Consider the following 24,154-nt stretch of genomic DNA (forward strand, 5'->3'; position numbering starts at 1 on the left):
ATATACTTTTTACAGGATGAGCGGCCGTAACTGCCGCCATAGGTTTTACATCAGAAGGAGGAAACACTTTGCAGTCTGCTGTTCTACACATAGAGAACGTCGATAAACAAATTGGCCGGCATCAAATTTTGCAACATATTTCGATGGACATTAGGCAAGGAGAAATTGTTGGTTTACTTGGACCGAATGGGTCTGGAAAAACGACCTTGATTCGATTGATTGTTGGCTTGTTGAAAAAAAACAACGGCCGGATCATCATTAATGGATATTCTCAAGATGATGATCATCTAAAGGCGATGTCATCTGTTGGAGCGATCATAGAAAATCCGGAATTTTATTCATATTTAACAGGTTTTGAAAACCTTGAGCTGTATGCATCTATGCATGATGGAGTTTCAGAAGAGCGCATTTTTGAAGTGGTAAAAAGAGTTCGTCTGGAGCACGCCATTCACCAGAAGGTCAAAACGTATTCACTAGGGATGAAACAAAGGCTCGGAATTGCACAAGCCATTTTGCATAAGCCCAATCTGCTCATTTTAGATGAACCAACAAATGGGCTTGATCCCGCAGGAATGAAGGAGTTTCGAGAGCACTTGCAAATGCTTGTACAAGAAGAAGGTGTCTCTGTGTTATTTGCTACACATCTTTTGCATGAAGTAGAAGAGCTTTGTGACCGCATGATCATCATCCAAAAAGGACAGATCAAAGCCAATACAAACCTTCGCGACATGGAAGGAAAAGAGCAGGTGCTGATGAATATTCAGCCAGTAGAAAAGGCAGTTTCATGGCTAGATACGCAAGGATATACATATGAACAAAGGGATCAACATGTGCTGGTTCAACTGAATAAAGACCGTGTGCCGGAGCTGAATAAACAGCTTGTCTTAGCAGAATTTGATGTACTTGAAATGACGCCTCAAAAACAATCAATTGAAGAGGCCTTTATGAAATGGACGGAAGGCGGGACGGCAGATGCTTCAACTCATCAAGAATGAACATAAAAAAATCACGAGACAAAAGATCACATTCATTGCACTTGGACTGATTGTTGTCTTTCAATTGACGATGGCTCTAGCATTGAAACGAGTCATTTCCGGGCTTGGCGGGCAAGATACAGTCGCGAACTATTTTGCTTATTCTACGAATGTTGTGTTTATTTTACAAGTGTTCGCTGTCGTGATTGGCGCCACATTGATCTCAACAGAGTTTCAAAAAAGAACCATCAAGTTCTTGTTGATTCGGCCGAAGACAAGGCTTCATATTTTCTTGTCAAAATACATCACTCTTGTGCTGATGGTCCTTTACCTGTTTGTTTTTTATTATGTGTTCGCTTTTCTTTTTGGCCTTATTTTCTTTGGTACTGATTTTGATGAAAGCACTGGGCGATTATTTCTGCACACATTTGCTGTGATTGGATCACAGTGGGTGGAAGTGGTCATGATGGCAAGCTTTGCTTTTCTGTGCTCAAGTTTGTTTAGAAACAGTCTGATTGCACTTGTGACTTCATTTTTCGTCTTATACGCGGCGAAATCATTAGTGTCGATCATGTCTCTGTTAGAAAACCAGTGGGGGAAGATTCTACTTTTCGCTAATACGGACTTCACACAATACAGTTTTCAAGGTCCGCCGCTCTTTCAGGGCATGAGCCCTCTTTTTTCGCTATTCATTGTAGGGGCGCATTTCGTTTTCTTTGTTGGTGCTGCTTGGCTCCTTTTTTGGAAGCGTGATGTAAATGTGTAAAAATTGTGTCAAATAACAAGAAAAATTCGTGACATCTTTGTGAAAACGAGTCTGTATTTCACGATAACCGGCTGATTTTGTCTTATAATAAGACAGAGTCATGGAGGTGGCACTATCGTGAAAAATTTTATTACGGCTTTACCTATTTTGTTGCTGTTGTCGTTTTCGTTTGTGTCTTTTGCCTTCCAGTTTGATCATCTTGTTTATTTCAGACTAGCGCTAGGGATCTTTTCATTAGCGGGTCTTTTCTTTCTGTATACATTTAAAAGAAACATGAAATGGTTCATGGTCTATTTATATGCGAGCTGGATCGTTCTTGCTGCCGTTACGACATTTGAAGAACCCGTGTTTTCACAATTCTTCTTCGGTGGTTTAACGATGACAATGGGTTATCTGACATATATGCTCATCTATTTAGGAATGAAGCAAGACCGTGTAGCGAAATCACATTAAAACAAAAGCCGATAAAATCGAAGAATAGATTTTATCGGCTTTTTTCTTTTCTTTAGGCAAATAAAAAAGCAGCCATCTGTTTGACTGCTCTTCTTGTGTTTATGATTCACGTCCAGCAGCGGCAAGCTGCTTTTGGTGCTTTTTATCGATGGTTTCGTATATACTTTCCATCATTTTAGGGTCTTGCATGATCGCTTCCTTGTTTTCTTCAATCAATTGCTGATACGTTTTGATTTTCTTCTTAGACATGTAACTCAACGCTCCTTTGGTAGAATGGACTCTATAGGATTTCACATAGATGAAATTGATAATCATTTTCAATTAGCAACTCCATTATACAAAGCAGAATGTCATAAGTAAAGATTCAATTCAGAAAATTCACGTAACCGACATATTCCCATCCATATCGACGATGAATTCTTTCCCAGGAAATAATCCGCTGTCAAACCTTGTCATGAAATCAGATCAAACATTCCTGCCGATGTTGAAACGTTTTAGCCGTACATCTCGTCTTATGAAGAGATTTGATTTAAAAGGATATAAAAAAAGACACCAGCATGAGTTGGCTGATGTCTCCATTCAAATGAGTTATGAAACGTGTTCTTGAAGAAACTCCGTTACTTCTTCAGGTGATTTAGCGTTGGCACTGTGTAAATGACCTGTTTTTTCGCCATTTTTGAAAATTAACAGGCTAGGAATTCCCATGACCTGATACGTTTCCGCTAATTCAGGAAAGTCGTCTTTGTTTATTTCAAACCATTCATTCTGAGCATAAGTCTCTAAAATGTCTGGAATGAACATGTCCATTCTAGTGCAATCAGGGCACCATGTCGCAAAGAATTTAACGATGACCTCTTTGTCTGATTGAATGATTTCGTTGAATTGTTCAGTGCTTGTAATTTTTTTCAATTTGTCACAACTCCTTTTCAATGTCATTTTAATATAAAATAAAGGCGAATGACATACAAATGCTCGGGGGGGCGCTTACAACCTTTACAAATCATTTCAATTCCGTAACAACAAAAATTAATTAGAGCATTTTTGCTTGAAAGTGATAAGATAGTAAAGATGAATTTTAGTGGGGGGAGTATCCATTGAAAATAAGTTTAGGATTGGTTTACGGCGGAAAGTCAGCCGAACATAATGTATCACTGCAAACAGCCCTTGCAGTTACAAAAGCACTTAACACTGAGAAGTTCGATATACATCCAATTTATATTACAGAAGAGGGCGAATGGCTAAGAGGAGAAAAACTCACTGAACCAGTATCAAACGTCAAAATGCTTCAATTTGAACAAAATGCAAAGACGTTTTTACCAACTTCTTTAAATGAAAGCATGTTTCCACAGCCTGCATCAGCTGATGAAAAGATTGATGTTGTCTTTCCATTGCTGCATGGGCCAAATGGTGAAGATGGGACCATGCAAGGGTTACTTGAACTATTGAATATCCCATATGTCGGTAACGGCGTTCTCGCGTCTGCTGCGGGTATGGATAAAGTCATGATGAAAGATGTGTTTGCTCAAGCTGGGCTTGCGCAGGCAAAGCATCTTTCCTTCAATAAAAAGGATTATGAGAAAGCCATATCAGACAGCCTAGAACAGGTAGAAGCAGTTCTCGGGTATCCTTGTTTTGTGAAACCTGCCAACATGGGATCAAGTGTCGGAATTAGTAAATGCCGCAGCAAAGAAGAGCTGCAAACAGCATTTGATTTGGCTTTCCAATATGATCGTCGTGTTGTTGTGGAAGAAGGCGTTGTAGGACGAGAAATTGAAATTGGTGTATTAGGAAATGACGAGCCGAAATGCTCAGTTGTTGGTGAAATTGCACCTAAAACAGATTTTTATGACTACAAAGCAAAATATGAAGATGGCGATACAGATTTGATCATTCCTGCGAATGTGTCAGAGGAAGAGTACAAGACGATTCACGATATGGCGATTAAGGCATTTAAAGCCATTGATGGATCTGGCCTCGTACGTGCAGATTTCTTCCTAACAGAAGAAGGCGAAGTGCTGATCAATGAAGTGAATACAATGCCAGGGTTCACACCTTTTAGTATGTTCCCGCTGCTTTGGAAACATACTGGTGTAGAGTATCCTGAGCTGATTGAGAAGCTGGTGTCACTTGCAATTGAACGCCATCAAGAAAAACAAACCATTAAAACCACTTTTTAATGTAAGAAGCAAGCAGACACTATCCTACAGGTAGTGTCTCTTTTCCTTCAAACGTGAAATGAGAAAGAGAGGCGAAAAAACATGATCAAACGTACAGTGAAACAAGTCGCCCAAATGGCTGGTGGCACATTATCGAATGAAGCTTTTGGCGAAGAACAGATACACGGAGTGACAACAGATACACGAAAAGTATCAAAAGGCGCACTATTTATCCCGCTTATCGGGGAACATTTTAACGGTCACACTTTTGCTTCAAAAGCAGTGGAGCTTGGAGCGGCAGCGGTTCTTTGGAATGAAACAGAAGCGAATCCACCGTTCGGTGTACCTGTCATTCTTGTAGAGGATACTTTGACAGCACTCCAACAGCTTTCGAAATCATACTTAAAAGAGGAAAATCCTCGAGTTGTTGGTATTACTGGAAGTAATGGCAAAACAACGACGAAAGATATGATCCATTCTGTCCTACAAACGACATACAGAGTCCACAAAACAGATGGCAACTTTAATAATCACATTGGACTTCCGCTGACCATCCTTGCGATGCCAGAAGGAACCGAGATTGCTGTATTAGAGATGGGCATGAGTGCAAAAGGAGAAATCGAATTTTTATCTAATCTCGCTGAACCTGATGTAGCTGTCATCACCAATATTGGAGAATCTCATATGCAGGATCTAGGATCAAGAGAAGCCATTGCAGATGCAAAATGTGAGATCACAAAAGGGTTAAAAGAGGATGGGACTTTTTATTATTTAGGAGACGAGCCTTTACTCCGCCAAAGAGCAAATGCCCTTGCACGCAGCGTAAAAACGTTTGGAGAATCAGAGGACTGTGATATCAAGGTGATTCACATCCACCAACTCGCTGAAGGCACTGAATTTCAAGTGGAGGGATATGCTCAAGGGTTTCTCATTCCTGTATTAGGGAAACACAATGTAAAGAATGCTCTTGCAGCTATTGCAATCGGCCAGCATTTCGGTCTGAATGAAAGACAAATTGCCCAAGGGCTGATGCAAACGAAATTGACAGGCATGCGTCTAGAACTGTTTAAAACAGATAAGGGCATCACGGTTATCAACGATGCGTATAATGCGAGTCCTACGTCAATGAAAGCAGCGATTGATCTTGTAGGTGATATGGACGGCTTTGCTAACCGCATTCTCGTACTCGGAGATATGCTGGAGATGGGCAGTGAAGAAGAGACCTATCATTTTGAAGTAGGGGAGTACATCAAGCCTGAGTTTATTGATCATGTTTTAACGTTTGGCCGTCTTGGTGCATTCATTGCTGAAGGAGCGAAGAAAGCATTTGGAGACGACCGCGTGTCTTCTTATATGGACAAAGAAGAACTGAAGAAAAAACTAGCGGATGTGGCAGGACCTGACGATGTCGTTCTTGTCAAAGCTTCCCGTGGCATGAGATTGGAAGACGTGATTACTGCACTATAAATCAGATCGGCAAAGAAGGTGACAGGGTGATTGGCTGTCTATGTATACACGGTTTTACTGGTGCCCCGTATGAAGTAGAGCCGCTTGCGGAATATTTAAAGCAGACGACAGATTGGACGGTACAATCTGTCACGCTTCCGGGGCATGGGGAGGAACTTCAGCTCAAAGGCATTCTCTATCAGGAGTGGATTGCCACCGCTGAATTAGAACTCTTATCCCTTTACCGAACATGTGACACCATTTATTTGGTCGGCTTTTCTATGGGCGGGATGATTGCCTCATATTTAGCAGCGAAGTATCCAGTGGCTCGTCTTGTTCTGTTAAGTGCTGCTGCTAAATATGTTAACCCAAAACAAATGATTCAAGACACAAGGCAGATGGTGAAGGAATCCTTGTCTGGTTTGATTGATACGAACCCATTGTATGATCGATATCGTCATAAGCTGAAGAGTACACCGCTATCAGCTGCTGTAGAGTTTATGAAATTGGTGAAGCAAACGAAAGGTTCTCTTGAAAAGCTTCATCTACCTGTCTTGATCGTTCAAGGTGAAAGTGATGGGATCGTCCCCGCTTCTAGTGCAGAATTCATTTATCATAAAATCCCATCCCGTCAGAAAGAAATGTTCTATTTACCGGATTGTAAACATCACGTTTGTCATGAGCCTTGTGCACAGCAATTGTTTGAGAAAGTCGAACAATTTCTAAAAAAAACAATTTAATCTATAGAAAAGCTAAAATGTGGCTAAACTAATATAAATTGAATCCCACTTGTTAAAATTTGCATCATTTTTGTCGAATGAGTGACAGGCCTATGTTACAATAGGTAAGAAAAGGTGGTCGATTCGGTTGTTTCAATATGACGGAAAAACCTTTGTCCCGCAGTCTAATTCGAGCAATGGGGAAGTATCGGAAGGAACCATATTTCAATATCGTCAGGACGGGAATATTTTAACGGGCACATATCAAGGCGGCAGTATTCAATCTGGCGTACTTGTAGGAACTGTGTATAAAGACGGAGCACTTCATTTTAGATATCACCATGTAAGCAAGGATGGCAGCATGAGAAGCGGTTCATGTCATTCCACTCCTAAGCAGCTGGATAACGGAAAAATTCAACTGTTTGAAAAGTGGAAATGGATGGACGGAGATCAAAGTGAAGGTGAATCTGTCATTGTGGAGCAGTAGATATATCCATTTCTGTCTTGTTGAAAAACAAATAGTGTAATGGTAAGATATAAGGTAGGGTAATTCGGGCTTTGTATATAATGGACCTGTCCTTTCATACAAAGGGCAGTTTTTAATGATCATTCACGAGATTACTGAAACAGCAATTAGAAGGAGTTTGAATAATTTGACTATAACGTTTCAAGATTTTCAATTAAGCGAAAGTCTCATGAAAGCTATTAACCGCATGGGATTTGAAGAAGCAACACCGATTCAAGCGGAAACAATTCCTCTCGGTCTTCAGAATAAAGATGTCATTGGACAAGCACAAACAGGAACAGGAAAAACTGCAGCGTTTGGTATTCCTCTTGTAGAAAAAATCGACCCAGCGTCTCCAAATATCCAAGCGATTATCATTGCGCCAACAAGAGAATTAGCGATTCAAGTATCTGAAGAGCTATACAAAATTGGCCAAGACAAGCGTGCGCGCGTACTTCCGATTTACGGTGGACAAGATATCGGTCGCCAAATCCGTTCGCTCAAGAAAAATCCTCATATCATCGTAGGGACTCCAGGACGTTTACTCGATCACATTAACCGTCGTACAATGCGTCTTCAAAATGTTGAAACAGTCGTGCTTGATGAAGCAGACGAAATGCTCAACATGGGTTTCATCGAAGACATTGAATCGATCCTTTCAAATGTACCAAGTGAACACCAAACACTTTTATTCTCTGCGACAATGCCTGCACCAATTAAGCGTATTGCAGAACGTTTCATGACAAACCCAGAACACGTAAAAGTAAAAGCGAAAGAAATGACTGTATCTAACATCCAGCAGTTCTACTTGGATATCCATGAACGTAAAAAGTTTGATACATTGACTCGTCTTCTTGACATTCAATCACCTGAGCTTTCAATTGTCTTCGGCCGTACAAAGCGCCGCGTTGACGAATTGACTGAAGCACTGAACCTTAGAGGTTATACAGCTGAAGGAATTCATGGTGACTTGACTCAAGCGAAACGTATGGTTGCGCTTCGTAAATTTAAAGAAGGTTCAATCGATGTGCTTGTAGCAACAGACGTTGCAGCACGTGGACTTGATATCTCAGGTGTTACACATGTGTATAACTTCGACGTACCACAAGATCCAGAAAGCTATGTACACCGTATTGGACGTACTGGACGTGCTGGACGTACAGGTATGGCGATGACATTCATCACACCACGTGAAAAAGATATGCTTCGTGCGATCGAACAAACAACTAAACGTAAAATGGATCGTATGAAAGAACCAACACTAGATGAGGCAATCGAAGGACAACAACAAGTAACCATTGATCGTCTGCGCACAATCATCAGTGAAAACAACTTAAACTTCTACATGACAGCAGCTGCTGAATTATTAGAAGATCATGATTCTGTTACAGTGGTTGCGGCTGCCATCAAAATGATGACAAAAGAGCCGGATGCAACGCCTGTTCGTTTGACAGATGAAGCACCAATGATTTCAAAACGCAATCGTAACAACCGCAGCTCTTCTAAACGCAGAGACGGCGGCGGTGGTGGCGGCTATCGCGGAAAAAGCCGTTCATCTTACGGTGATAAAAAGCGTTCTTCAAATGACCGCAATCGTTCTTCTAACGATCGTCGTCAAAAGAAATCTTATAACAACTAATTCAAAAGCGAATCCTTTGCAGGGTTCGCTTTTTTTAACAGGCCTAATGAAACTTTTTAGGCTTTCTTTCGTAATATATTGATAGAAAAGTAAGAGAATGGGGGAAGAATGTGAGAAAACAGCCGCAACGTCAAATCAGCTTAAATGGATTAAAAGTATGGCGTCTTCAAAATGGAATTATCTCATTGATTTTCTTATTCATCATCATTGGGGTATTTGTAGCTAGTTATTATTTTCAATGGCCATATTGGATTGGAGCCATCCTCATCGGTTTGTGGATTTTACAGGTCATCTTCGGAATCTGGCTCATCCCGAAAATCCGCCATCACATCTGGCGCTATGAAGTATTTGAGAACGAAATTGAAATACAGCACGGATTGATTCGTGTCACACGTGTCATTGTGCCAATGGTACGTGTTCAGCATGTGGATACATCTCAAGGGCCGCTTTTAAGGCGCTACCGGTTGGCATCTGTTCAAATTTCTACGGCTGCGACAGTGCATGATATTCCGGCACTGGAATTAGAAGAGGCAGATGAGCTTCGCGATTACATATCTCGATTAGCAAGGGTGACGGAAGATGATGTCTGAACCAAAACGTGTACATCCAATCTCGATGTTCATTGATTTTATATCAGATGCCGTATCCATGATCAAAAACTTCATTATCCCTTTTTTCGTGCTTATTTTTGTGAACTCGAATTCAAGTATTCGTTTTTATGCGTTCATTATTCTTGGGGTGCTTCTTTTATGGAAAGCTGTTTCAACCGTTTTAGCATGGAGACGATTCACCTACCGAATGGAAGACGATGAATTTCGAGTGGAATCAGGTGTCATCACCAAAAAGAAAAAGTATATCTCGTTAGAAAGAATTCAAACGGTGAATACAAGTGAAGGTATCTTCCAGCGGATCTTTGGTTTGGTTCGGGTGCAAATCGAAACGGCAGGCGGGACGGATGGACCTGAAGTGAGCCTGACGGCCATTACAAAAGCAGAAGCTGAGCAACTAAAGCAATCGATTTTCAACCGGAAGAAAAGCTTGCAACAAGAAGAAATGATTGATGAAAATTTAGATTTCCCTGATTCTCTGACAGCGCAACAGCCTGTAGAAAAAGAAATCAGTGTTTCCTACCGAATGGGTATACCAGAGCTGCTTTTGGCTGCGACCACTTCAAGCGGAATCGGCGTCATTATTTCTGGGTGTCTCGCCATTTACACACAAATAGATGAAATTCTACCTTTGGACGGATTCCTTAAACGGTTTTCTTTTTTAAGTCATGCGAGTGTTGAGATTTATGCGATTCTCATATTTATTGCCGTATTGATTGCGTGGATTCTTAGTGTTGGGGTAACAGCCCTTCAATATGCGAATTTTACCGCAAAACGAAAAGGGAAAGACATCATCATCACAAGAGGACTCATCGAAAGGCATCAAATGACCATTCCGCTTGCGAGAATTCAAGCAGTGAAAATCAAAGAAAATATTCTGCGTGAACCATTTGGTTTTGCGACGGTCATGCTTGTCAGCGCAGGAGGTTCCATTACAGAAAAAGAGACCTCTTCTGTCTTATTTCCACTCATACGGAAGAAAAAGATCAATGAATTGTTAACGCAATTTACAGATCAATATCAGCTGGCACCAGAAAGTGAATTGAAAAAAGTGCCGAAGCGTTCACTAAAACGTTATCTGATATCTTACGGATTTGTTCCATTACTTGTAGGTATAATCCTTTCTGTACGTTTTCCACCATGGGGGTATTTGGCGCTGATTCCATTACCATTTGCCTTGTTTTTTGGGTATTTAGCCTATAAACAATCAGGATATGTGATCAAAGATCAACTGATTCAATTAACGACAAGAGGTATCGGCAAGACCACCGGAATTGTTTTAAGAAAACGAATGCAAAACTATACGATGACCCAATCCTATTTTCAAAAGAAAGGGCGGGTGGCAAGTATTCACACCTTTGTGAAGTCCTCTGCCTTGCTTGATTCCTTTGGTGTGCATCACCTTGAAGAGGAAGATGCTGAACGTGTATGCGATTGGTATTCCTATGAAACGAATCAATCAACTTAAACAAAAAATGTCGATCAGCTCCCGTTAAACGGAGTGATCGACATTTTTTATGAGCTTAATAGCGTCGTTTTTTTGAATGGAAGAATAGAGTGATCGGTGCTAGGATCATGCCGCCTATCAATCCAAATAAGTGGGCCATGATGTTGATGTTCGAGTTGACGAACGTCATAATAACAGAGACGCCGAGAATCGTTAAGATCACCTGAGAATTACCACGGTCCATCATATGCGGTTTAAATAGGACAAGATAAAGATAGACGCCAAATAAACCAAATATCGCACCAGAAGCCCCGACATGTACGTACTCTAAAGGCTCCACCCAATAGGTTCCGAGATTGCCAATGAATCCAGCACCCAGATAAATCACAAGAAATCGAACCTTTCCAAGCAAATACTCAAGTGCTGGAGCGAATAGGAAGAGCGACATGGAATTGAACAGAATATGTGTCAGACTTCCGTGAAGAAAAATAGGCGTTAAAAGCCGCCACCATTCTCCTGCTGCAACACCATAATTAAAACCAACGAGATGGTCCTGCCCAAGCTGGATCATTGGAATAGGGATCGCAAATAAAAGCCATAGGCCGATTTGCAAAGCAAGGATCGCTGTTACGATTGGATACGATCTAATAAATTGTTGAAAGCTCTCCGTTCGAATAAACATAACAAACCCCTTTTGACTAGATAATGGTAAGTTTATAGTAACACGTTTATGAAGCGAACATCCAAATTAGTACGAGTATCATAGGAGGTACCTCATGATTAAAGGAATCGGTATGGATATTGTAGAGATCGGCCGGCTGTCACGAGTTCTTAGCAGGCAGCCCCGTTTACCAGAACGAATTTTGACTTTACGTGAACAGGAAGTCTTTCACACACTAAGTGAAAAGAGACAGCTGGAGTTTCTGGCAGGGCGTTTTGCGGCGAAGGAAGCATTCGCAAAAGCATACGGTACGGGAATTGGTCAGTATGTAAGCTTTCACGACATCGAGATACAAAAAGATGCGAACGGAAAACCTCTCATCAAAAGTGAGAAAACAAAAGAAGACTACGTTCATGTATCCATTACACACACAAAAGAATATGCTGCAGCACAAGTTTTAATTGAAAGGTTGTCAAGCTAGTCTGCATATTGTTTGTCCCCCCTTCATATATTGGGTAGTGCGATAAGGAAGGGCGAGTTGCTAACAGGCTTTGATGGTTCGCGGTACGCAGTTAACTCTTGAGGCGTACTGTTAAAGTCAAACAAGCGGTTTCTTCCTTTTAACACAATTAACGAAGGGGTTGAAAAGGGTGAGAAAAAGCTTTGTTTTGCTTGTAACGGGGATCCTTTTTGTACTGATTCTCTCCGCATGCGGTCAAAAATCTCAACAAGATATCGTTGGAGATTTAAACAAAAAGGCAGAGGAAATGACATCATACAAAGCCAAAGCAAAAATGACCATTGAGACAGGAAATGATCCGCAGGAATACCACGTGGAAATTTGGTACAAGAAGCCGGAGCTTTACCGTGTCTATTTAGAAAATCCGAAGAAGGATCAGAGTCAAGTCATTTTAAGAAATGGCAATGGTGTATTTGTGCTGACACCTTCATTAAACAAAAGCTTCCGCTTCCATAGTGATTGGCCGAACAACAGCAGTCAGGTGTATTTATTTGAATCACTTGTGAAAGACATTAAAAATGACAGTGCAGCTCAGTTCAAAGCAAAAGAGTCGAAGTACGTTTTTGAAACAAAAACCAACTATCAGCACAACCAAATGCTGCCGACCCAAGAGATTACCTTTCATAAAAAAACAATGGCGCCTGCCAGTGTGAAAGTACTGGACAGCGACAAAAAGCCAATGGTGAAAGTAGAATTCTCTCACTTTGAATTCAACAAATCCTTTGACAAAGACGCCTTTGATGAGAAGAAAAATATGACACTTTCTCAAATGGATGTTGCCACAAGTGCAGATCCATCTGACAGCTTTGCTGTGAAAACGCCTGTGGATATGCCAGAGGGCGTGAAGAAAATGGAAGAGAAAGAAATGACAACAGATGCTGGGAAGCGGTATGTAATGACGTATGGCGGAAAGAAATCCTTCACGCTCATTCAGGAAAAAGCGCGGGTAGCAGAAGCGTCTACGCCTGTGACGATGAATGGCGAGCCAGTCGATCTTGGCATGACAGTGGGTGTTCTGACAGACAAATCTCTTTCTTGGACATCTGATGGAGTTGACTACTTAATTTCTTCAAGTGATTTATCGAAAGAAGAACTCTTAATGGTCGCCAAAAGTGTAGAAGGACAGTCAGCGAAATAGGCGAGATTCTTAACATAACAACAAATCAGCCCTGTGCAGGGGCTGATTTTCTTTGAGTTGTTTCACATTATTCTGGATTTTTAGTATCATAATGAAGTATTGAATCATTCAATAGGGAAGTGTGATGAATGGACACAAATGCCTTTTATAGAGACACATGGGCAGAAATTGATTTAACAGCAATCAAGCATAATGTTTCACATATGAAAGACCATATTGGTCAAAGCGTCCAACTAATGGCTGTTGTGAAAGCCAATGCATATGGACATGGAGATATAGAAGTGGCAAGAGCTGCCCTCGAAGCAGGAGCAGACCTGTTAGCCGTCGCTTTTTTAGATGAAGCCATTTCTTTAAGAAATAAAGGCATCAAAGCCCCGATTCTTGTGCTCGGCGCAGTACCGTCAGAGTATGTCAAAGTCGCCGTTAGATACAACGTTATCATGACCGCTTACTCGATCGATTGGCTGAGAGAAGTCGTCAAAGTGATGAAAGGGCAGATGGGACAACCCATTCGTTTCCACTTGAAAATCGACAGCGGCATGAATCGGTTAGGTGTGAAAACAATCGAGCAGGTGAGCGAAGTAAAAGAGCTTGTCCACGATCATTCTTTTTTACAGCTGGAAGGCGTATTTACTCACTTTGCCACAGCGGATGAAAAAGATGAAAACTACTTCGGTATGCAGGTTGATACGTTTAAAACATTGCTTCAACCGCTTCATACGGACAAACTGCTCATTCATTGCGCCAACAGTGCAGCAGGTCTAAGGTTTAAAGACACTTTATTTAATATGGTTCGTTTTGGCATCAGTATGTACGGGCTGTCGCCGTCGGAAGAAATCAAGGATGAATTGCCGTTTGAACTGGAAGAAGCATTATCTCTTCATACAAAACTTGCACATGTAAAGCCCATTCAAAAGGGTGAGAGCGTGAGCTATGGTGCAACTTATACAGCGAATCAAGATACATGGATTGGTACGATTCCAATCGGGTATGCAGACGGCTGGATTAGGAAGCTTGCCGGAACAGAAGTGCTCGTTGGCGGAAAACGCCGAAAGATTGCTGGAAGGGTGTGTATGGATCAATTCATGGTTGATTTGAAAAAGGACATTCCGGCAGGGGAGCCAGTCGTGCTCATCGGGACACAAGGCGAAGACAAGATATCCGTCGATGAAATAGCCAAGCGGCTTGAAACCATTAACTACGAAGTCACATGTTCTGTTGGCTACCGCGTCCCAAGAGTCTATATAGAGGACGGCAAAAGGGTTCATGTACGTAATCCGCTGCTTCAAGGCGGGCCAAGCTTTTTATAAACAGCATCCACGGGAACGATGTTCAAACTGACATCGTTCTCTTTTATTCTACAAAGGCATCATAAACATTCTCCCTTTTTTAGAGATTTTGGAAATACCGTATGATTTTCGGAAAAAAGCGTATAATGGGAAAGAGGAACTCCATTATCATCTTGATTTACGGGTGGCGAGCCGCTTCATGTTCTAATAAGAAATCATGAAAAAACAGCTTTGCTTGTGCATTGAATAATGGTATGATTAGTCTTGGAATGGATCGAAACGGTATCCGTAAGTTTTGTGGAGGTGTATGTTTTTTGTCTGAATCCAGCGCAACAAACGAAATGAAGATTCGACTGCCGGAGGCTTTAATGTCTGAGATCGAACGAGTAGCAGAGCAGGATAAGGTAACAAGAAATGAATTGATCTACCGAGCGACAAAAACGTATATTCGTGAACGTAATATTCGACAAAATCGTGAATCGATGAGACGCGGCTACATGGAGATGGCGAAAATTAATCTGAATATCTCTTCAGAGGCACAATACGCAGAATTTGAGGCTGAGAATACAGTTGAGCGATTAGTCAGCGGGGGTTAAACATTTGATTGTTAAACGCGGTGATGTTTACTTTGCTGATTTATCTCCTGTTGTTGGCTCCGAGCAGGGCGGGGTTCGCCCGGTATTGGTGATTCAAAATGACATTGGAAATCGCTTCAGCCCGACTGCTATCGTTGCAGCCATAACAGCCCAAATACAAAAAGCGAAATTACCGACTCACGTCGAAATTAATGCAAAGCGCTACGGCTTTGAACGAGATTCTGTCATTCTTTTGGAACAAATTCGTACAATCGATAAACAAAGATTGACAGATAAAATCACACATCTTGATGATGAGATGATGGAGAAGGTTGATGAAGCCTTACAAGTTAGTTTGGCTCTTATTGATTTTTAATATGGTGATACTTGGTTGCTCTATTGGGAGCAACTTTTTTTGTGTTCAATTTTTTTTAACGTTATAATGAAGAAAGACTAAAGAAGAGCTTTAAATGTAAGTAGGGGGTAAAACATGTCGAATCATATCGTGTTAGCTTTTGCAAGAAAGCACCAAAAGGAATTAGAAAAAGAGTGGACGGACATTTTAAAACGACTCGGAGAAAAAGAAACGGACATGATGCTGAACGACAAAATGTATGAAACCATCTGTTCGGAATATGTTCAACTCATCATTACATCTCTTTCAGAGGGGGATCATGAGGATTTTGAAGAAAAAGTGCAAAATTTTGCTTTAAAAATTGTTCAAATGGGTATATCACTTAAGTTACTGGCAAACGGTCTAACAGAAATCCGTACACATTTATATGAAAAAATGAACGATGACAAAGATACAACACAAGAAAGTCATGACCTCATCTGGCAAATCGATCGATTCATCACACCCATCCATAATGAGATCTTAAACCAGTATTCCATCTCATGGGAAAAAACCGTCAGCCTTCAAAAAATTGCGCTGCAGGAACTATCTGCCCCGCTAATCCCAGTATTTGAGCACATCACCGTCATGCCACTTGTTGGAACAATTGATACAGATCGTGCGAAAAAAATTATGGAGAACCTGCTCAATGGTGTCGTCAAACATCGCTCACAGGTCGTCTTAATTGATATCACGGGTGTACCTGTCGTGGACACAATGGTGGCCCACCATATCATTCAAGCGTCAGAGGCTGTGAGATTAGTAGGAGCGAAGTGTTTACTTGTCGGTATTCGCCCAGAAATAGCCCAAACAATCGTTAACCTTGGAATTGATTTATCTCAGGTTACAACAAAGAATACCCTTCAAAAAGGAATTCAAACTGCTTTGGAAATGACAAATCGAAAAATTGTTTCATTGGAGGGATAACCAATTGAGAAATCACCCGAAGATTCCAATCTTAAAATTATATAATTGTCTTCTGATTTCAATACAGTGGGAGCTTGATGATCAAACAGCTCTTCACTTTCAAGAAGACTTACTGAATAAAATTCATGAAACAGGAGCAAACGGTGTGGTCATTGACTTAACATCCGTCGATATGATTGATTCATTTATCGCAAAGGTATTAGGCGATGTGATCACCATGTCCAAGCTCATGGGGGCAAAAGTTGTATTAACAGGAATACAGCCGGCAGTCGCTGTGACGCTTATTGAACTTGGCATTTCACTGGAAGAAATTCAGACAGCACTAGATCTTGAACAAGGGCTTGAGACACTGAAGCGGGAATTGGGGGAATAGATATGAAAGACCAATCCTGTGTAAAAATATTGACGGAATGGGACATAGTCGCAGCAAGACAATTGGGGCGCAATGTTGCAAAAGAACTTGGTTTTGGAACAGTTGACCAAGCAAGAATTACGACGGCCATTTCAGAATTAGCTCGTAACATCTATTTATACGCTGGTAAAGGTCAGATTTGTATAGAAGAAGTGATGGAGCGCGGAAAGCGTGGACTCAAAGTCATCGCAGCCGATGAGGGGCCTGGCATCATGGATATACGTAAAGTAATGGAAGACGGATTTTCTACATCAGGCGGACTCGGAGCAGGCTTGCCGGGCGTCAGAAGACTGATGGATGAATTTAAATTAGATTCCGCACCAGAACAAGGAACTGAGATACAAGCTGTCAAGTGGCTTCGCTAGGAGGGAAACCATGGATTTTAAGGAGGTAATGGAGCAGCGGTATCATCAGCTGCTCAGTCGTTATATCAGTGATTTAACTGAAACATCGCTTTATCAAGCTCAAAAATTTAGCCGTAAAACCATTGAGCATCAAATACCTCCTGAAGAAATAGTGAGTGTTCACCGAAAAGTGATTCAGGAGCTTTACCCTGATTTGCCGGAAGATGTCTTTCATTCACTAGACTTCTTAATTGAAGTCATGATTGGATACGGACTTGCCTACCAGGAGCATTTAACACTAAGAGGCATCCAGCAAGAAATTAAGTCGGAAATTGAAATTGCTGCAAATGTTCAGCAAACCCTTCTGGAAACGAAAATTCCAGAAGGAGACACATTTGATATCGGAGCCATCAGTGTGCCGGCAAAACAGATGAGTGGGGATTATTACCATTTCGTAACAGATCACGATACAATCAATATCGCGATTGCAGACGTCATTGGGAAAGGCATTCCAGCTGCGCTCTGTATGTCGATGATTAAGTATGCGATGGATTCCTTGCCAGAGTCAGGCAGCGGTCCAACGAAAGTGCTCAAAACCCTTAATCGTGTGGTCGAGCAAAACGTAGACCCAAGCATGTTTATCACCATGTTTTATGGCAGCTATAATAAAGAAACACATGAATTTAAGTACGCATCGGCTGGACATGAGCCGGGCTTTTTCTATTGCAAAAAAGAGAATCAATTTTACGATTTAGATGCAAAAGGTCTTGTCCTTGGAATCGCACCAGACTTTGATTACAGGGAGTATGAGCAGCATTTGGACGTAGGAGATATGGTGATCTTATTTTCAGATGGGGTCACCGAATCCAAGTCAGAGGACGGCTTCTTAGAGCGCGAAGATATCAAAGCGCTCATAGCAGAGCATCTTTCCTATTCAGCACAGGAAATGGTCGACGCTATCTATGCAAGCTTACTCAAATTACAAGATTTTCAGCTTCACGATGACTTTACTTTACTTGTCCTTAAAAGAAAGGTTTAGAAAGTGAATATGCGGGTATATAAAACTTTAGGAAACAAGAATTTCGAGGTGAATGCATAATGAATATGTCTGTAAAAGAGCATCAAATAGATCATAAGACGAAAATTAGTGTCAGCGGAGAAATCGATGTGTACTCTGCTCCTGAGCTGAGAGAAACCCTTATGCCCAAAGCAGAGAAAGGAGAGCATCTTGACATTTGTCTGAAAGATGTTACTTACATGGATAGTACAGGTTTAGGTGTGTTTGTTGGGCTGTTCAAAGCGGCTCAAAAAGCAGGAGGATCATTAAAGCTTGAGAACTTGTCGGATCGGCTTGTCAGATTGTTTGAAATCACTGGACTAAAGGACATCATTGACATTTCTGCAAAGTCAGAGGGTGGGGTACAATGAACGAATCAGTAGATCTAATCGAGATGAAAATACCGGCGAAACCAGAATACGTAGGCATCATTCGTCTGACTCTTTCAGGCGTTGCAAGCCGAATGGGCTATGCCTACGAAGAGATTGAGGACTTGAAAATTGCCGTCAGTGAGGCATGTACTAATGCAGTTCAGCATGCCTATAAAGGTGCAGATGGCGAAGATGGAGAGGTAGCGGTTCGCTTTCTTGTCTATGAAGATCGTCTAGAAATCATTGTCGCTGATAAAGGCGGTAGCTTTGACTTTAAGCAAAAGCAGGAAGACCTAGGGCCGTACACATCTGCTCATACGGTGGATCAATTGGCAGAAGGAGGTCTTGGTTTATACTTAATGCAAACATTGATGGATGAAGTCGAGGTGCAAGCAAACTCCGGAGTTACCGTGGCGATGACAAAGTTTTTAAACAGGGAGCGAGTTGACCATGACACAACCATCCAAAACTATGAAACTAACTAAAGATGAAGTGGATCGCCTCATTCAAAGCTATCAATCCAACCATGACGAGCAGGCGCAGCTAACACTAGTTGAGTGTTATACAAATCTTGTGGATATGCTCGCGAAGAAATACTCCAAAGGAAAAAGCTTTCATGAGGATTTAAGACAAGTTGGAATGATTGGTCTACTCGGCGCAATTAAGCGTTATGATCCACTTGTCGGTAAATCATTTGAGGCATTTGCCATTCCAACCATTATCGGGGAAATCAAACGCTTTTTACGTGATAAAACATGGAGTGTCCATGTACCAAGACGAATTAAAGAGCTTGGACCAAGAATCAAGATGGCAGTTGATCACCTGACAACGGAAACGCAAAAGTCACCTAAAGTACAAGAAATCGCAGAATATCTAGATGTAACAGAAGAAGAAGTTCTTGAAACAATGGAGATGGGCAAAAGCTATCAAGCGCTGTCTGTTGACCAAGGCGTAGAGGCTGATTCTGAAGGAAGCACTGTGACGATTTTAGACGTCGTCGGCTCACAAGAAGAAGGGTACGAACGTGTAAACCAAAAAATGATGCTTGAAAGTGTGCTTCACGTTCTGACAGATAGAGAAAAAGAAATTATCAATCTCACGTATTTGCAAAATAAAAGCCAGAAAGAAACAGGCGATTTACTCGGCATATCTCAAATGCATGTATCAAGGCTGCAGCGGAAGGCAGTTAAAAAGCTACGAGATGCATTGTCAGAAGATGCGTCTATGGAGCTAGGGTAATGAAGCAGATCGAACAGCATGAGCATGTAAACGCCATTATCTATCAATCGAACAAAGAAGGAAAATCATGCTGCGGGGACAGTTTTTTTATTAAAGCAGATGATGAAGAACTAATTTGTGCTGTAGCAGACGGATTAGGCAGCGGCCAGTTCGCCAATGAATCATCTTCTTTAGTCAGCGAAATTGTCGAAGAATATGGACATGAGGATGTAACAACCCTCATTGATAGATGCAATCAGGCCATGAAAAATAAACGTGGGGCCACTGTAGCCATATTAAAGGTGAATTTTTCCCAGCAGCAGTTTACCTATTGTTCGGTTGGCAATATTCGATTTATCTTGAATGCACCTTCTGGCGACTATATTTATCCACTTCCGACATCAGGATATCTATCAGGTAAACCTAGAAAATACAAAACATACACCTATTCCTACGAAAAAGGATCGACATTCATTATGTATTCCGACGGACTGAATGTGCCAAACATGCGAATGTGTTTAAAGCATAGCCATTCAGTTGCAGACATCGCCAAACAACTTGAAACATACACACAAGACAAGAAGGACGATCTCACCTATGTACTTGGTCAGCTTACATGAAATAGCTGACCTTTTTTCTGTTTTGCCGGTTTTTTTGATACACTAAAAGAGAAGACACAGTGAGGGGATGCAAAGTATGAAGACATCTGACTTTTTATTGAAACAAATTGCGACAGAATTAAAGCTTTCAACAAAACAAATTGGAAGTGTGATCCAGCTATTAGAGGATGGCAACACCGTACCGTTTATTGCACGTTACCGGAAAGAGCAGACAGGCTCACTAGACGAGGTGCAAATTCAAACCATTTCTGAACGCTATACATATATCCAAAATGTGACGAATCGAAAAGAAGAAGTGATTCGCTTAATCGCTGAACAAGACAAATTAACAGATGAATTAAAACAGAAGATCGAACAGGCGCATAAGCTGCAAGAGGTCGAAGATTTATATCGACCATTTAAACAAAAACGAAAAACGAAGGCAAATGTAGCCAAAGCAAAAGGACTTGAGCCGCTGGCGGAGTATTTACTGCAGTTGCCAAACGATGATATTGAAAAGAAAGCATCGGCTTTTATCAATGAAGAAAAAGAAGTCACAACTGCAGAAGAAGCACTGGAGGGCGCCCAGCACATCATTGCGGAACAGCTGGCTGATGATCCAGATATGCGGAAATGGATTCGCAGTGAGACGTACCAAAAGGGAAGTCTTGTCACATCAGGAAAAGACGTTGAAAACGACGAGAAAAACGTCTATGAAATGTATTACGACTATCAAGAGCCGATTAAAAAAATTGTGCCTCATCGTGTACTCGCGGTCAACCGAGGCGAGAAAGAAGGGATTTTGAAAGCAGCCATCGAACCACCTGCTGAAAATATTCGTTTCTACCTCGATAAACAAGTTTTAAAAGGCAAGCAAACGACGGCGAGACCTTACATTGAAGCGGCCATTGATGATGCATATAAACGCCTGATTCAGCCATCAATTGAACGAGAAATACGAAAAGAGCTGACAGAAAAAGCAGAGGAACAAGCCATTCATATTTTCGCTGAAAACTTAAGAAAGCTCCTTCTTCAACCGCCGATGAAAGGAAAACGTGTACTTGGGGTAGACCCTGCGTTTCGTACAGGCTGTAAATTAGCCGTCGTGGATGATACAGGAAAAGTCCATCATATTGGCGTCATTTATCCGCACCCGCCTGTGCAGAAAAAAGCGGAAGCCAAACAAAAAGTGAAAGAAATCATTCAATCATCCAACATTGAAGTCATTGCGATCGGAAACGGAACAGCCTCAAGAGAGACCGAACAATTCATCGCAGACTTGATCCAAGAGCTGGACCAGCCAGTTTCATATTTGATCGTGAATGAAGCAGGGGCAAGTGTATACTCTGCATCTGCGCTGGCAAGAGAAGAGTTTCCAGACTTGCAAGTGGAAGAAAGAAGTGCCATTTCCATCGCCAGAAGGTTGCAGGACCCATTAGCAGAGCTCGTAAAAATAGATCCAAAATCTGTCGGTGTAGGACAATACCAGCACGATGTGAGTCAAAAGCAATTAAACAGCTCGTTAACCTTTGTGGTAGAAACGGTTGTTAACCAAGTCGGTGTGAACGTTAATACAGCCTCACAGGCGCTGCTGCAATATGTGTCAGGTCTTTCAAAAGCCGTCGCAGGAAACATCGTCAAGCGCCGTGAAGAGATTGGGAGATTCACAAGCAGAAAAGAGCTGAAGGATATCCCAAGGCTTGGTGCAAAGACTTATGAGCAGTGTATCGGCTTCCTGCGCATCACAGATGGACAAGATCCACTTGACCGCACGGGTATTCACCCTGAAAGCTATAAAGAAACAAAACAGTTCTTACGCATGATCAACATGACGCCAGACGATCTTGGAACAGAACAGTTAAAAGAGAAAATTGCAGAGGTGAAGCTGGACGAAGCAGCAGAACAGCTTGAAATTGGTTCAATCACCCTTCAAGATATCATTGATCAGCTCACAAGACCTGAGCGTGATCCGCGCGATGAAGTACCAAAACCTCTTTTGAAAACGGATGTGTTGAAATTAGAGGATTTAAAGCAAGGAATGGAGCTGCAAGGAACGGTGAGAAACGTCGTAGACTTCGGCGCATTTGTTGATATTGGTGTAAAACAGGATGGACTTGTCCACATTTCGAAGCTGAGCAACCGCTTTGTGAAGCACCCACTTGACGTCGTGTCAGTCGGTGATATTGTGACTGTTTGGGTAGACTCCGTTGACCAGGCAAAAGGTCGGGTCGCTCTATCGATGCTAAAACCAGATTAAATAAAAAACGAGGCGCACCTTAGGACGGGGTGTGCCTTGATGTGACTGAGTGCTTTTTTCTATAGAAGTACCAGCATTGATTGAGCAATTTGATTTGATAATGATTTTTCTCATAAAATGCTTTCTGCATCTGATTTTTCAGCCAGTTGGGCATCGCCCATTCCTCCTTTGATCAAAACAGTGGGTGTACCTTCAATGTATGCAAAGGGGAAATTGTCCCGTTCGAGGTTTTTATAGAAAGGAACGATCTTGATTGAACGAGAGAGAGTTACAGCAGTTAACAGAAGACATTTCAGAGCAGTTCTTTGGTAAGGCGTTTCGCCATCAGGCTGTTTTTAATGACCGTCTTAAAACGACAGGCGGGCGATATTTACTTGGAACACACCATATTGAGCTAAATCGCCGATATCTTGAGGAGCATGGCAGAGACGAATTGATCGGTATCATTAAGCATGAACTATGTCATTATCACCTGCACCTTGAAGGGAAGGGCTATCAGCATCGGGACAGGGATTTTCGTGAACTCTTGCAGCAAGTAGGAGCCCCGCGCTTTTGTACCCCGCTGAAGACCGTTCAAAAGAAAAAAAGAGCGGTGACGCTTCATTACTATGTGTGCACAGGTTGTGGAAGACATTATACGAGGAAGCGCCGATTTGACACCACGCGATATGTCTGCGGGATTTGTCATGGTAAGTTAAAAAAGGAAGGGGAAAAGGCTTGACTGTTATATTAGTATATGTTAAATTATAAAAGCCGTCGTAAATGGAGCAGGAACGAAACGTTTAAAAATTCTTGACACATTTTTCTGGCATAGATATAATGAAACATGTCTTATTATTCCGCAGTAGCTCAGTGGTAGAGCTATCGGCTGTTAACCGATCGGTCGTAGGTTCGAGTCCTACCTGCGGAGCCATAATGGAGAAGTACTCAAGTGGCTGAAGAGGCGCCCCTGCTAAGGGTGTAGGTCGCGCAAGCGGCGCGAGGGTTCAAATCCCTCCTTCTCCGCCATTATGATATGGCCCGTTGGTCAAGCGGTTAAGACACCGCCCTTTCACGGCGGTAACACGGGTTCGAATCCCGTACGGGTCATGTTTTGTTATTTTGATTCGTTGGGCTATAGCCAAGCGGTAAGGCAACGGACTTTGACTCCGTCATGCGTTGGTTCGAATCCAGCTAGCCCAGCCATTTTTTTATATGTTTTTCTGCATAGCAGATGAGCCATTAGCTCAGTTGGTAGAGCATCTGACTTTTAATCAGAGGGTCGAAGGTTCGAGTCCTTCATGGCTCACCATTGTCACGCGGGTGTGGCGGAATTGGCAGACGCGCTAGACTTAGGATCTAGTGTCTTTATGACGTGGGGGTTCAAGTCCCTTCACCCGCATTGTTTTTTCAAACAGTGCACTTATGAATATATGAGCACATCAAACACGCGGTCGTGGCGGAATGGCAGACGCGCTAGGTTGAGGGCCTAGTGGGTGAATAACCCGTGGAGGTTCAAGTCCTCTCGGCCGCATCTAAGAAACCAAAGGTTTATAGACCTTTGGTTTTTTTGTTTTATTTTCAATGTACTTATTTTGGAGAGAAAAATTTGTATAATATTATATTTCTCGAGTAAGAGTATGATAAGATCTGTGTTAAAATATTATACTTCCCCTAAGTTTGGTTTTGTTACAAATTCA

At 41.8% G+C, this 24,154-nt stretch carries 29 protein-coding genes and 7 tRNA genes; 32 read left to right on the plus strand and 4 right to left on the minus strand.

What is annotated here, in order from left to right; genetic code table 11:
• The first annotated feature begins 68 nt into the window (after window positions 1–68).
• The 3 genes from NST09_RS02560 (at window position 69) to NST09_RS02570 (ending at window position 2,193) form a co-directional block, all read left to right on the plus strand.
• Window positions 69–995 carry an ABC transporter ATP-binding protein gene (locus NST09_RS02560; protein WP_129548104.1) on the plus strand — a complete coding sequence of 309 codons (927 nt, stop codon included), beginning with the start codon at window positions 69–71 and terminating at the stop codon, window positions 993–995.
• Window positions 973–1,740, plus strand: a complete 768-nt coding sequence (locus NST09_RS02565) for an ABC transporter permease (RefSeq protein ID WP_024720482.1) — start codon at window positions 973–975, stop codon at window positions 1,738–1,740. Before NST09_RS02560 ends, NST09_RS02565 begins: the two co-directional genes overlap by 23 nt.
• A 117-nt stretch (window positions 1,741–1,857) precedes the next feature.
• Window positions 1,858–2,193, plus strand: a complete 336-nt coding sequence (locus tag NST09_RS02570) for a hypothetical protein (protein ID WP_008346939.1) — start codon at window positions 1,858–1,860, stop codon at window positions 2,191–2,193.
• Window positions 2,194–2,292: 99 nt separating this feature from the next.
• Here NST09_RS02570 and fbpB read toward each other — a convergent pair whose 3' ends face one another.
• Both fbpB and NST09_RS02580 read right to left on the minus strand, forming a co-directional pair.
• Complete coding sequence (gene fbpB, locus NST09_RS02575) at window positions 2,293–2,442, minus strand: Fur-regulated basic protein FbpB (protein WP_065461547.1); 150 nt, start codon at window positions 2,440–2,442, stop codon at window positions 2,293–2,295.
• A 339-nt stretch (window positions 2,443–2,781) separates the two neighbouring features.
• Window positions 2,782–3,102 (minus strand): thioredoxin family protein, encoded by a 321-nt coding sequence (locus NST09_RS02580; RefSeq protein ID WP_342493320.1) that lies wholly within the window; start codon window positions 3,100–3,102, stop codon window positions 2,782–2,784.
• Between the two features lie 185 nt (window positions 3,103–3,287).
• Here NST09_RS02580 and NST09_RS02585 point away from each other — a divergent pair, with 185 nt between their 5' ends.
• The 7 genes from NST09_RS02585 (at window position 3,288) to NST09_RS02615 (ending at window position 10,734) form a co-directional block, all read left to right on the plus strand.
• Complete coding sequence (locus tag NST09_RS02585; protein ID WP_342493321.1) at window positions 3,288–4,370, plus strand: D-alanine--D-alanine ligase; 1,083 nt, start codon at window positions 3,288–3,290, stop codon at window positions 4,368–4,370.
• An 81-nt stretch (window positions 4,371–4,451) separates the two neighbouring features.
• Complete coding sequence (gene murF, locus NST09_RS02590; protein WP_212047564.1) at window positions 4,452–5,816, plus strand: UDP-N-acetylmuramoyl-tripeptide--D-alanyl-D-alanine ligase; 1,365 nt, start codon at window positions 4,452–4,454, stop codon at window positions 5,814–5,816.
• 26 nt (window positions 5,817–5,842) lie between these two features.
• Window positions 5,843–6,535, plus strand: coding sequence for an alpha/beta fold hydrolase (locus NST09_RS02595; RefSeq protein WP_041092984.1), 693 nt, complete (start codon window positions 5,843–5,845; stop codon window positions 6,533–6,535).
• 127 nt (window positions 6,536–6,662) lie between these two features.
• Window positions 6,663–7,001 (plus strand): hypothetical protein, encoded by a 339-nt coding sequence (locus NST09_RS02600; protein WP_008346926.1) that lies wholly within the window; start codon window positions 6,663–6,665, stop codon window positions 6,999–7,001.
• 166 nt (window positions 7,002–7,167) lie between these two features.
• Window positions 7,168–8,658: a DEAD/DEAH box helicase gene (locus NST09_RS02605; RefSeq protein ID WP_058214406.1), complete on the plus strand. Its 1,491-nt coding sequence runs from the start codon at window positions 7,168–7,170 to the stop codon at window positions 8,656–8,658.
• A gap of 110 nt (window positions 8,659–8,768) precedes the next feature.
• On the plus strand, window positions 8,769–9,248 hold the full coding sequence (locus NST09_RS02610) for a PH domain-containing protein (RefSeq protein WP_008346922.1): 480 nt from the start codon (window positions 8,769–8,771) through the stop codon (window positions 9,246–9,248).
• Complete coding sequence (locus NST09_RS02615; protein WP_017366662.1) at window positions 9,238–10,734, plus strand: PH domain-containing protein; 1,497 nt, start codon at window positions 9,238–9,240, stop codon at window positions 10,732–10,734. The genes NST09_RS02610 and NST09_RS02615 overlap by 11 nt, the downstream gene beginning before the upstream one ends.
• 55 nt (window positions 10,735–10,789) lie before the next feature.
• Here the strand turns inward: NST09_RS02615 and NST09_RS02620 are convergent, their stop codons facing one another.
• Window positions 10,790–11,395 carry a rhomboid family intramembrane serine protease gene (locus tag NST09_RS02620; protein WP_007496491.1) on the minus strand — a complete coding sequence of 202 codons (606 nt, stop codon included), beginning with the start codon at window positions 11,393–11,395 and terminating at the stop codon, window positions 10,790–10,792.
• 94 nt (window positions 11,396–11,489) lie between these two features.
• On the opposite strand from NST09_RS02620, the gene acpS reads away from it, so the two are divergent.
• From acpS to NST09_RS02690, 14 genes are all read left to right on the plus strand, one after another.
• Entirely contained in the window at window positions 11,490–11,855 is a 366-nt protein-coding gene (gene acpS / locus NST09_RS02625; protein WP_007496490.1) for a holo-ACP synthase, read from the plus strand.
• Window positions 11,856–12,015: 160 nt separating this feature from the next.
• On the plus strand, window positions 12,016–13,032 hold the full coding sequence (locus NST09_RS02630) for an outer membrane lipoprotein-sorting protein (RefSeq protein ID WP_007496489.1): 1,017 nt from the start codon (window positions 12,016–12,018) through the stop codon (window positions 13,030–13,032).
• 128 nt (window positions 13,033–13,160) lie between these two features.
• Window positions 13,161–14,342, plus strand: a complete 1,182-nt coding sequence (alr, locus tag NST09_RS02635) for an alanine racemase (protein ID WP_342493322.1) — start codon at window positions 13,161–13,163, stop codon at window positions 14,340–14,342.
• A 293-nt stretch (window positions 14,343–14,635) separates the two neighbouring features.
• Window positions 14,636–14,917, plus strand: a complete 282-nt coding sequence (locus NST09_RS02640) for a hypothetical protein (RefSeq protein WP_003214273.1) — start codon at window positions 14,636–14,638, stop codon at window positions 14,915–14,917.
• A gap of 4 nt (window positions 14,918–14,921) precedes the next feature.
• Window positions 14,922–15,272 (plus strand): type II toxin-antitoxin system endoribonuclease NdoA, encoded by a 351-nt coding sequence (gene ndoA / locus NST09_RS02645; protein ID WP_003214169.1) that lies wholly within the window; start codon window positions 14,922–14,924, stop codon window positions 15,270–15,272.
• Window positions 15,273–15,386: 114 nt separating this feature from the next.
• The gene (locus NST09_RS02650) at window positions 15,387–16,217 is read left to right on the plus strand and encodes an RsbT co-antagonist protein RsbRA (RefSeq protein ID WP_007496484.1); all 831 of its coding nucleotides are present in this window, start codon (window positions 15,387–15,389) and stop codon (window positions 16,215–16,217) included.
• 4 nt (window positions 16,218–16,221) lie between these two features.
• Window positions 16,222–16,590: an RsbT antagonist protein RsbS gene (gene rsbS / locus NST09_RS02655; protein ID WP_003214235.1), complete on the plus strand. Its 369-nt coding sequence runs from the start codon at window positions 16,222–16,224 to the stop codon at window positions 16,588–16,590.
• Window positions 16,591–16,592: 2 nt separating this feature from the next.
• On the plus strand, window positions 16,593–16,994 hold the full coding sequence (locus NST09_RS02660; protein ID WP_003214085.1) for an anti-sigma regulatory factor: 402 nt from the start codon (window positions 16,593–16,595) through the stop codon (window positions 16,992–16,994).
• A gap of 10 nt (window positions 16,995–17,004) precedes the next feature.
• A complete protein-coding gene (locus NST09_RS02665; RefSeq protein ID WP_008346904.1) occupies window positions 17,005–18,012 on the plus strand; it encodes a PP2C family protein-serine/threonine phosphatase in 1,008 nt (335 codons plus the stop codon).
• Between the two features lie 59 nt (window positions 18,013–18,071).
• Window positions 18,072–18,401 carry an anti-sigma factor antagonist gene (locus NST09_RS02670; RefSeq protein WP_008346902.1) on the plus strand — a complete coding sequence of 110 codons (330 nt, stop codon included), beginning with the start codon at window positions 18,072–18,074 and terminating at the stop codon, window positions 18,399–18,401.
• Window positions 18,398–18,886, plus strand: coding sequence for an anti-sigma B factor RsbW (gene rsbW / locus NST09_RS02675; protein ID WP_007496471.1), 489 nt, complete (start codon window positions 18,398–18,400; stop codon window positions 18,884–18,886). The genes NST09_RS02670 and rsbW overlap by 4 nt, the downstream gene beginning before the upstream one ends.
• Window positions 18,852–19,640, plus strand: coding sequence for an RNA polymerase sigma factor SigB (gene sigB, locus NST09_RS02680; protein ID WP_025206796.1), 789 nt, complete (start codon window positions 18,852–18,854; stop codon window positions 19,638–19,640). Before rsbW ends, sigB begins: the two co-directional genes overlap by 35 nt.
• Window positions 19,640–20,239 (plus strand): PP2C family serine/threonine-protein phosphatase, encoded by a 600-nt coding sequence (locus NST09_RS02685; RefSeq protein ID WP_008346897.1) that lies wholly within the window; start codon window positions 19,640–19,642, stop codon window positions 20,237–20,239. The genes sigB and NST09_RS02685 overlap by 1 nt, the downstream gene beginning before the upstream one ends.
• A gap of 76 nt (window positions 20,240–20,315) precedes the next feature.
• On the plus strand, window positions 20,316–22,475 hold the full coding sequence (locus NST09_RS02690) for a Tex family protein (protein ID WP_341041432.1): 2,160 nt from the start codon (window positions 20,316–20,318) through the stop codon (window positions 22,473–22,475).
• A 19-nt stretch (window positions 22,476–22,494) separates the two neighbouring features.
• Here the strand turns inward: NST09_RS02690 and cmpA are convergent, their stop codons facing one another.
• Window positions 22,495–22,629: a cortex morphogenetic protein CmpA gene (gene cmpA, locus NST09_RS02695; protein WP_008346893.1), complete on the minus strand. Its 135-nt coding sequence runs from the start codon at window positions 22,627–22,629 to the stop codon at window positions 22,495–22,497.
• A 99-nt stretch (window positions 22,630–22,728) separates the two neighbouring features.
• Here cmpA and NST09_RS02700 point away from each other — a divergent pair, with 99 nt between their 5' ends.
• The 8 genes from NST09_RS02700 to NST09_RS02735 all read left to right on the plus strand — a co-directional run bounded on the left by NST09_RS02700 (window position 22,729) and on the right by NST09_RS02735 (window position 23,988).
• A complete protein-coding gene (locus NST09_RS02700; RefSeq protein ID WP_007496463.1) occupies window positions 22,729–23,196 on the plus strand; it encodes a SprT family protein in 468 nt (155 codons plus the stop codon).
• A gap of 117 nt (window positions 23,197–23,313) precedes the next feature.
• Window positions 23,314–23,388 (plus strand) — tRNA-Asn (locus NST09_RS02705).
• Window positions 23,389–23,392: 4 nt separating this feature from the next.
• Window positions 23,393–23,483 (plus strand) — tRNA-Ser (locus tag NST09_RS02710).
• A 9-nt stretch (window positions 23,484–23,492) separates the two neighbouring features.
• Window positions 23,493–23,564, plus strand: a tRNA-Glu gene (locus tag NST09_RS02715).
• A gap of 21 nt (window positions 23,565–23,585) precedes the next feature.
• Window positions 23,586–23,660 (plus strand) — tRNA-Gln (locus NST09_RS02720).
• A gap of 30 nt (window positions 23,661–23,690) precedes the next feature.
• A tRNA-Lys gene (locus NST09_RS02725) sits at window positions 23,691–23,766 on the plus strand.
• Between the two features lie 7 nt (window positions 23,767–23,773).
• Window positions 23,774–23,856: transfer RNA gene (locus NST09_RS02730), tRNA-Leu, on the plus strand.
• A 48-nt stretch (window positions 23,857–23,904) separates the two neighbouring features.
• Window positions 23,905–23,988 (plus strand) — tRNA-Leu (locus NST09_RS02735).
• Window positions 23,989–24,154 lie beyond the last annotated feature (166 nt).

The sequence above is a fragment of the Bacillus sp. FSL W7-1346 genome, from assembly GCF_038593335.1.
Classification (GTDB): Bacteria; Bacillota; Bacilli; order Bacillales; family Bacillaceae; genus Bacillus; species Bacillus altitudinis.

Bases quoted from the DNA above. Each gene is read 5' to 3' on its own strand.
- alr (WP_342493322.1), top strand. From the start codon at position 13,161: ATGGACACAAATGCCTTTTATAGAGACACATGGGCAGAAATTGATTTA.
- NST09_RS02665 (WP_008346904.1), top strand. From the start codon at position 17,005: ATGGATTTTAAGGAGGTAATGGAGCAGCGGTATCATCAGCTGCTCAGT.
- NST09_RS02565 (WP_024720482.1), top strand. From the start codon at position 973: ATGCTTCAACTCATCAAGAATGAACATAAAAAAATCACGAGACAAAAG.
- acpS (WP_007496490.1), top strand. From the start codon at position 11,490: ATGATTAAAGGAATCGGTATGGATATTGTAGAGATCGGCCGGCTGTCA.
- NST09_RS02670 (WP_008346902.1), top strand. From the start codon at position 18,072: ATGAATATGTCTGTAAAAGAGCATCAAATAGATCATAAGACGAAAATT.
- murF (WP_212047564.1), top strand. From the start codon at position 4,452: ATGATCAAACGTACAGTGAAACAAGTCGCCCAAATGGCTGGTGGCACA.
- NST09_RS02620 (WP_007496491.1), bottom strand. From the start codon at position 11,395: ATGTTTATTCGAACGGAGAGCTTTCAACAATTTATTAGATCGTATCCA.
- NST09_RS02650 (WP_007496484.1), top strand. From the start codon at position 15,387: ATGTCGAATCATATCGTGTTAGCTTTTGCAAGAAAGCACCAAAAGGAA.
- fbpB (WP_065461547.1), bottom strand. From the start codon at position 2,442: ATGTCTAAGAAGAAAATCAAAACGTATCAGCAATTGATTGAAGAAAAC.
- NST09_RS02660 (WP_003214085.1), top strand. From the start codon at position 16,593: ATGAAAGACCAATCCTGTGTAAAAATATTGACGGAATGGGACATAGTC.
- rsbW (WP_007496471.1), top strand. From the start codon at position 18,398: ATGAACGAATCAGTAGATCTAATCGAGATGAAAATACCGGCGAAACCA.
- sigB (WP_025206796.1), top strand. From the start codon at position 18,852: ATGACACAACCATCCAAAACTATGAAACTAACTAAAGATGAAGTGGAT.
- NST09_RS02685 (WP_008346897.1), top strand. From the start codon at position 19,640: ATGAAGCAGATCGAACAGCATGAGCATGTAAACGCCATTATCTATCAA.
- NST09_RS02615 (WP_017366662.1), top strand. From the start codon at position 9,238: ATGATGTCTGAACCAAAACGTGTACATCCAATCTCGATGTTCATTGAT.
- cmpA (WP_008346893.1), bottom strand. From the start codon at position 22,629: ATGCCCAACTGGCTGAAAAATCAGATGCAGAAAGCATTTTATGAGAAA.
- NST09_RS02690 (WP_341041432.1), top strand. From the start codon at position 20,316: ATGAAGACATCTGACTTTTTATTGAAACAAATTGCGACAGAATTAAAG.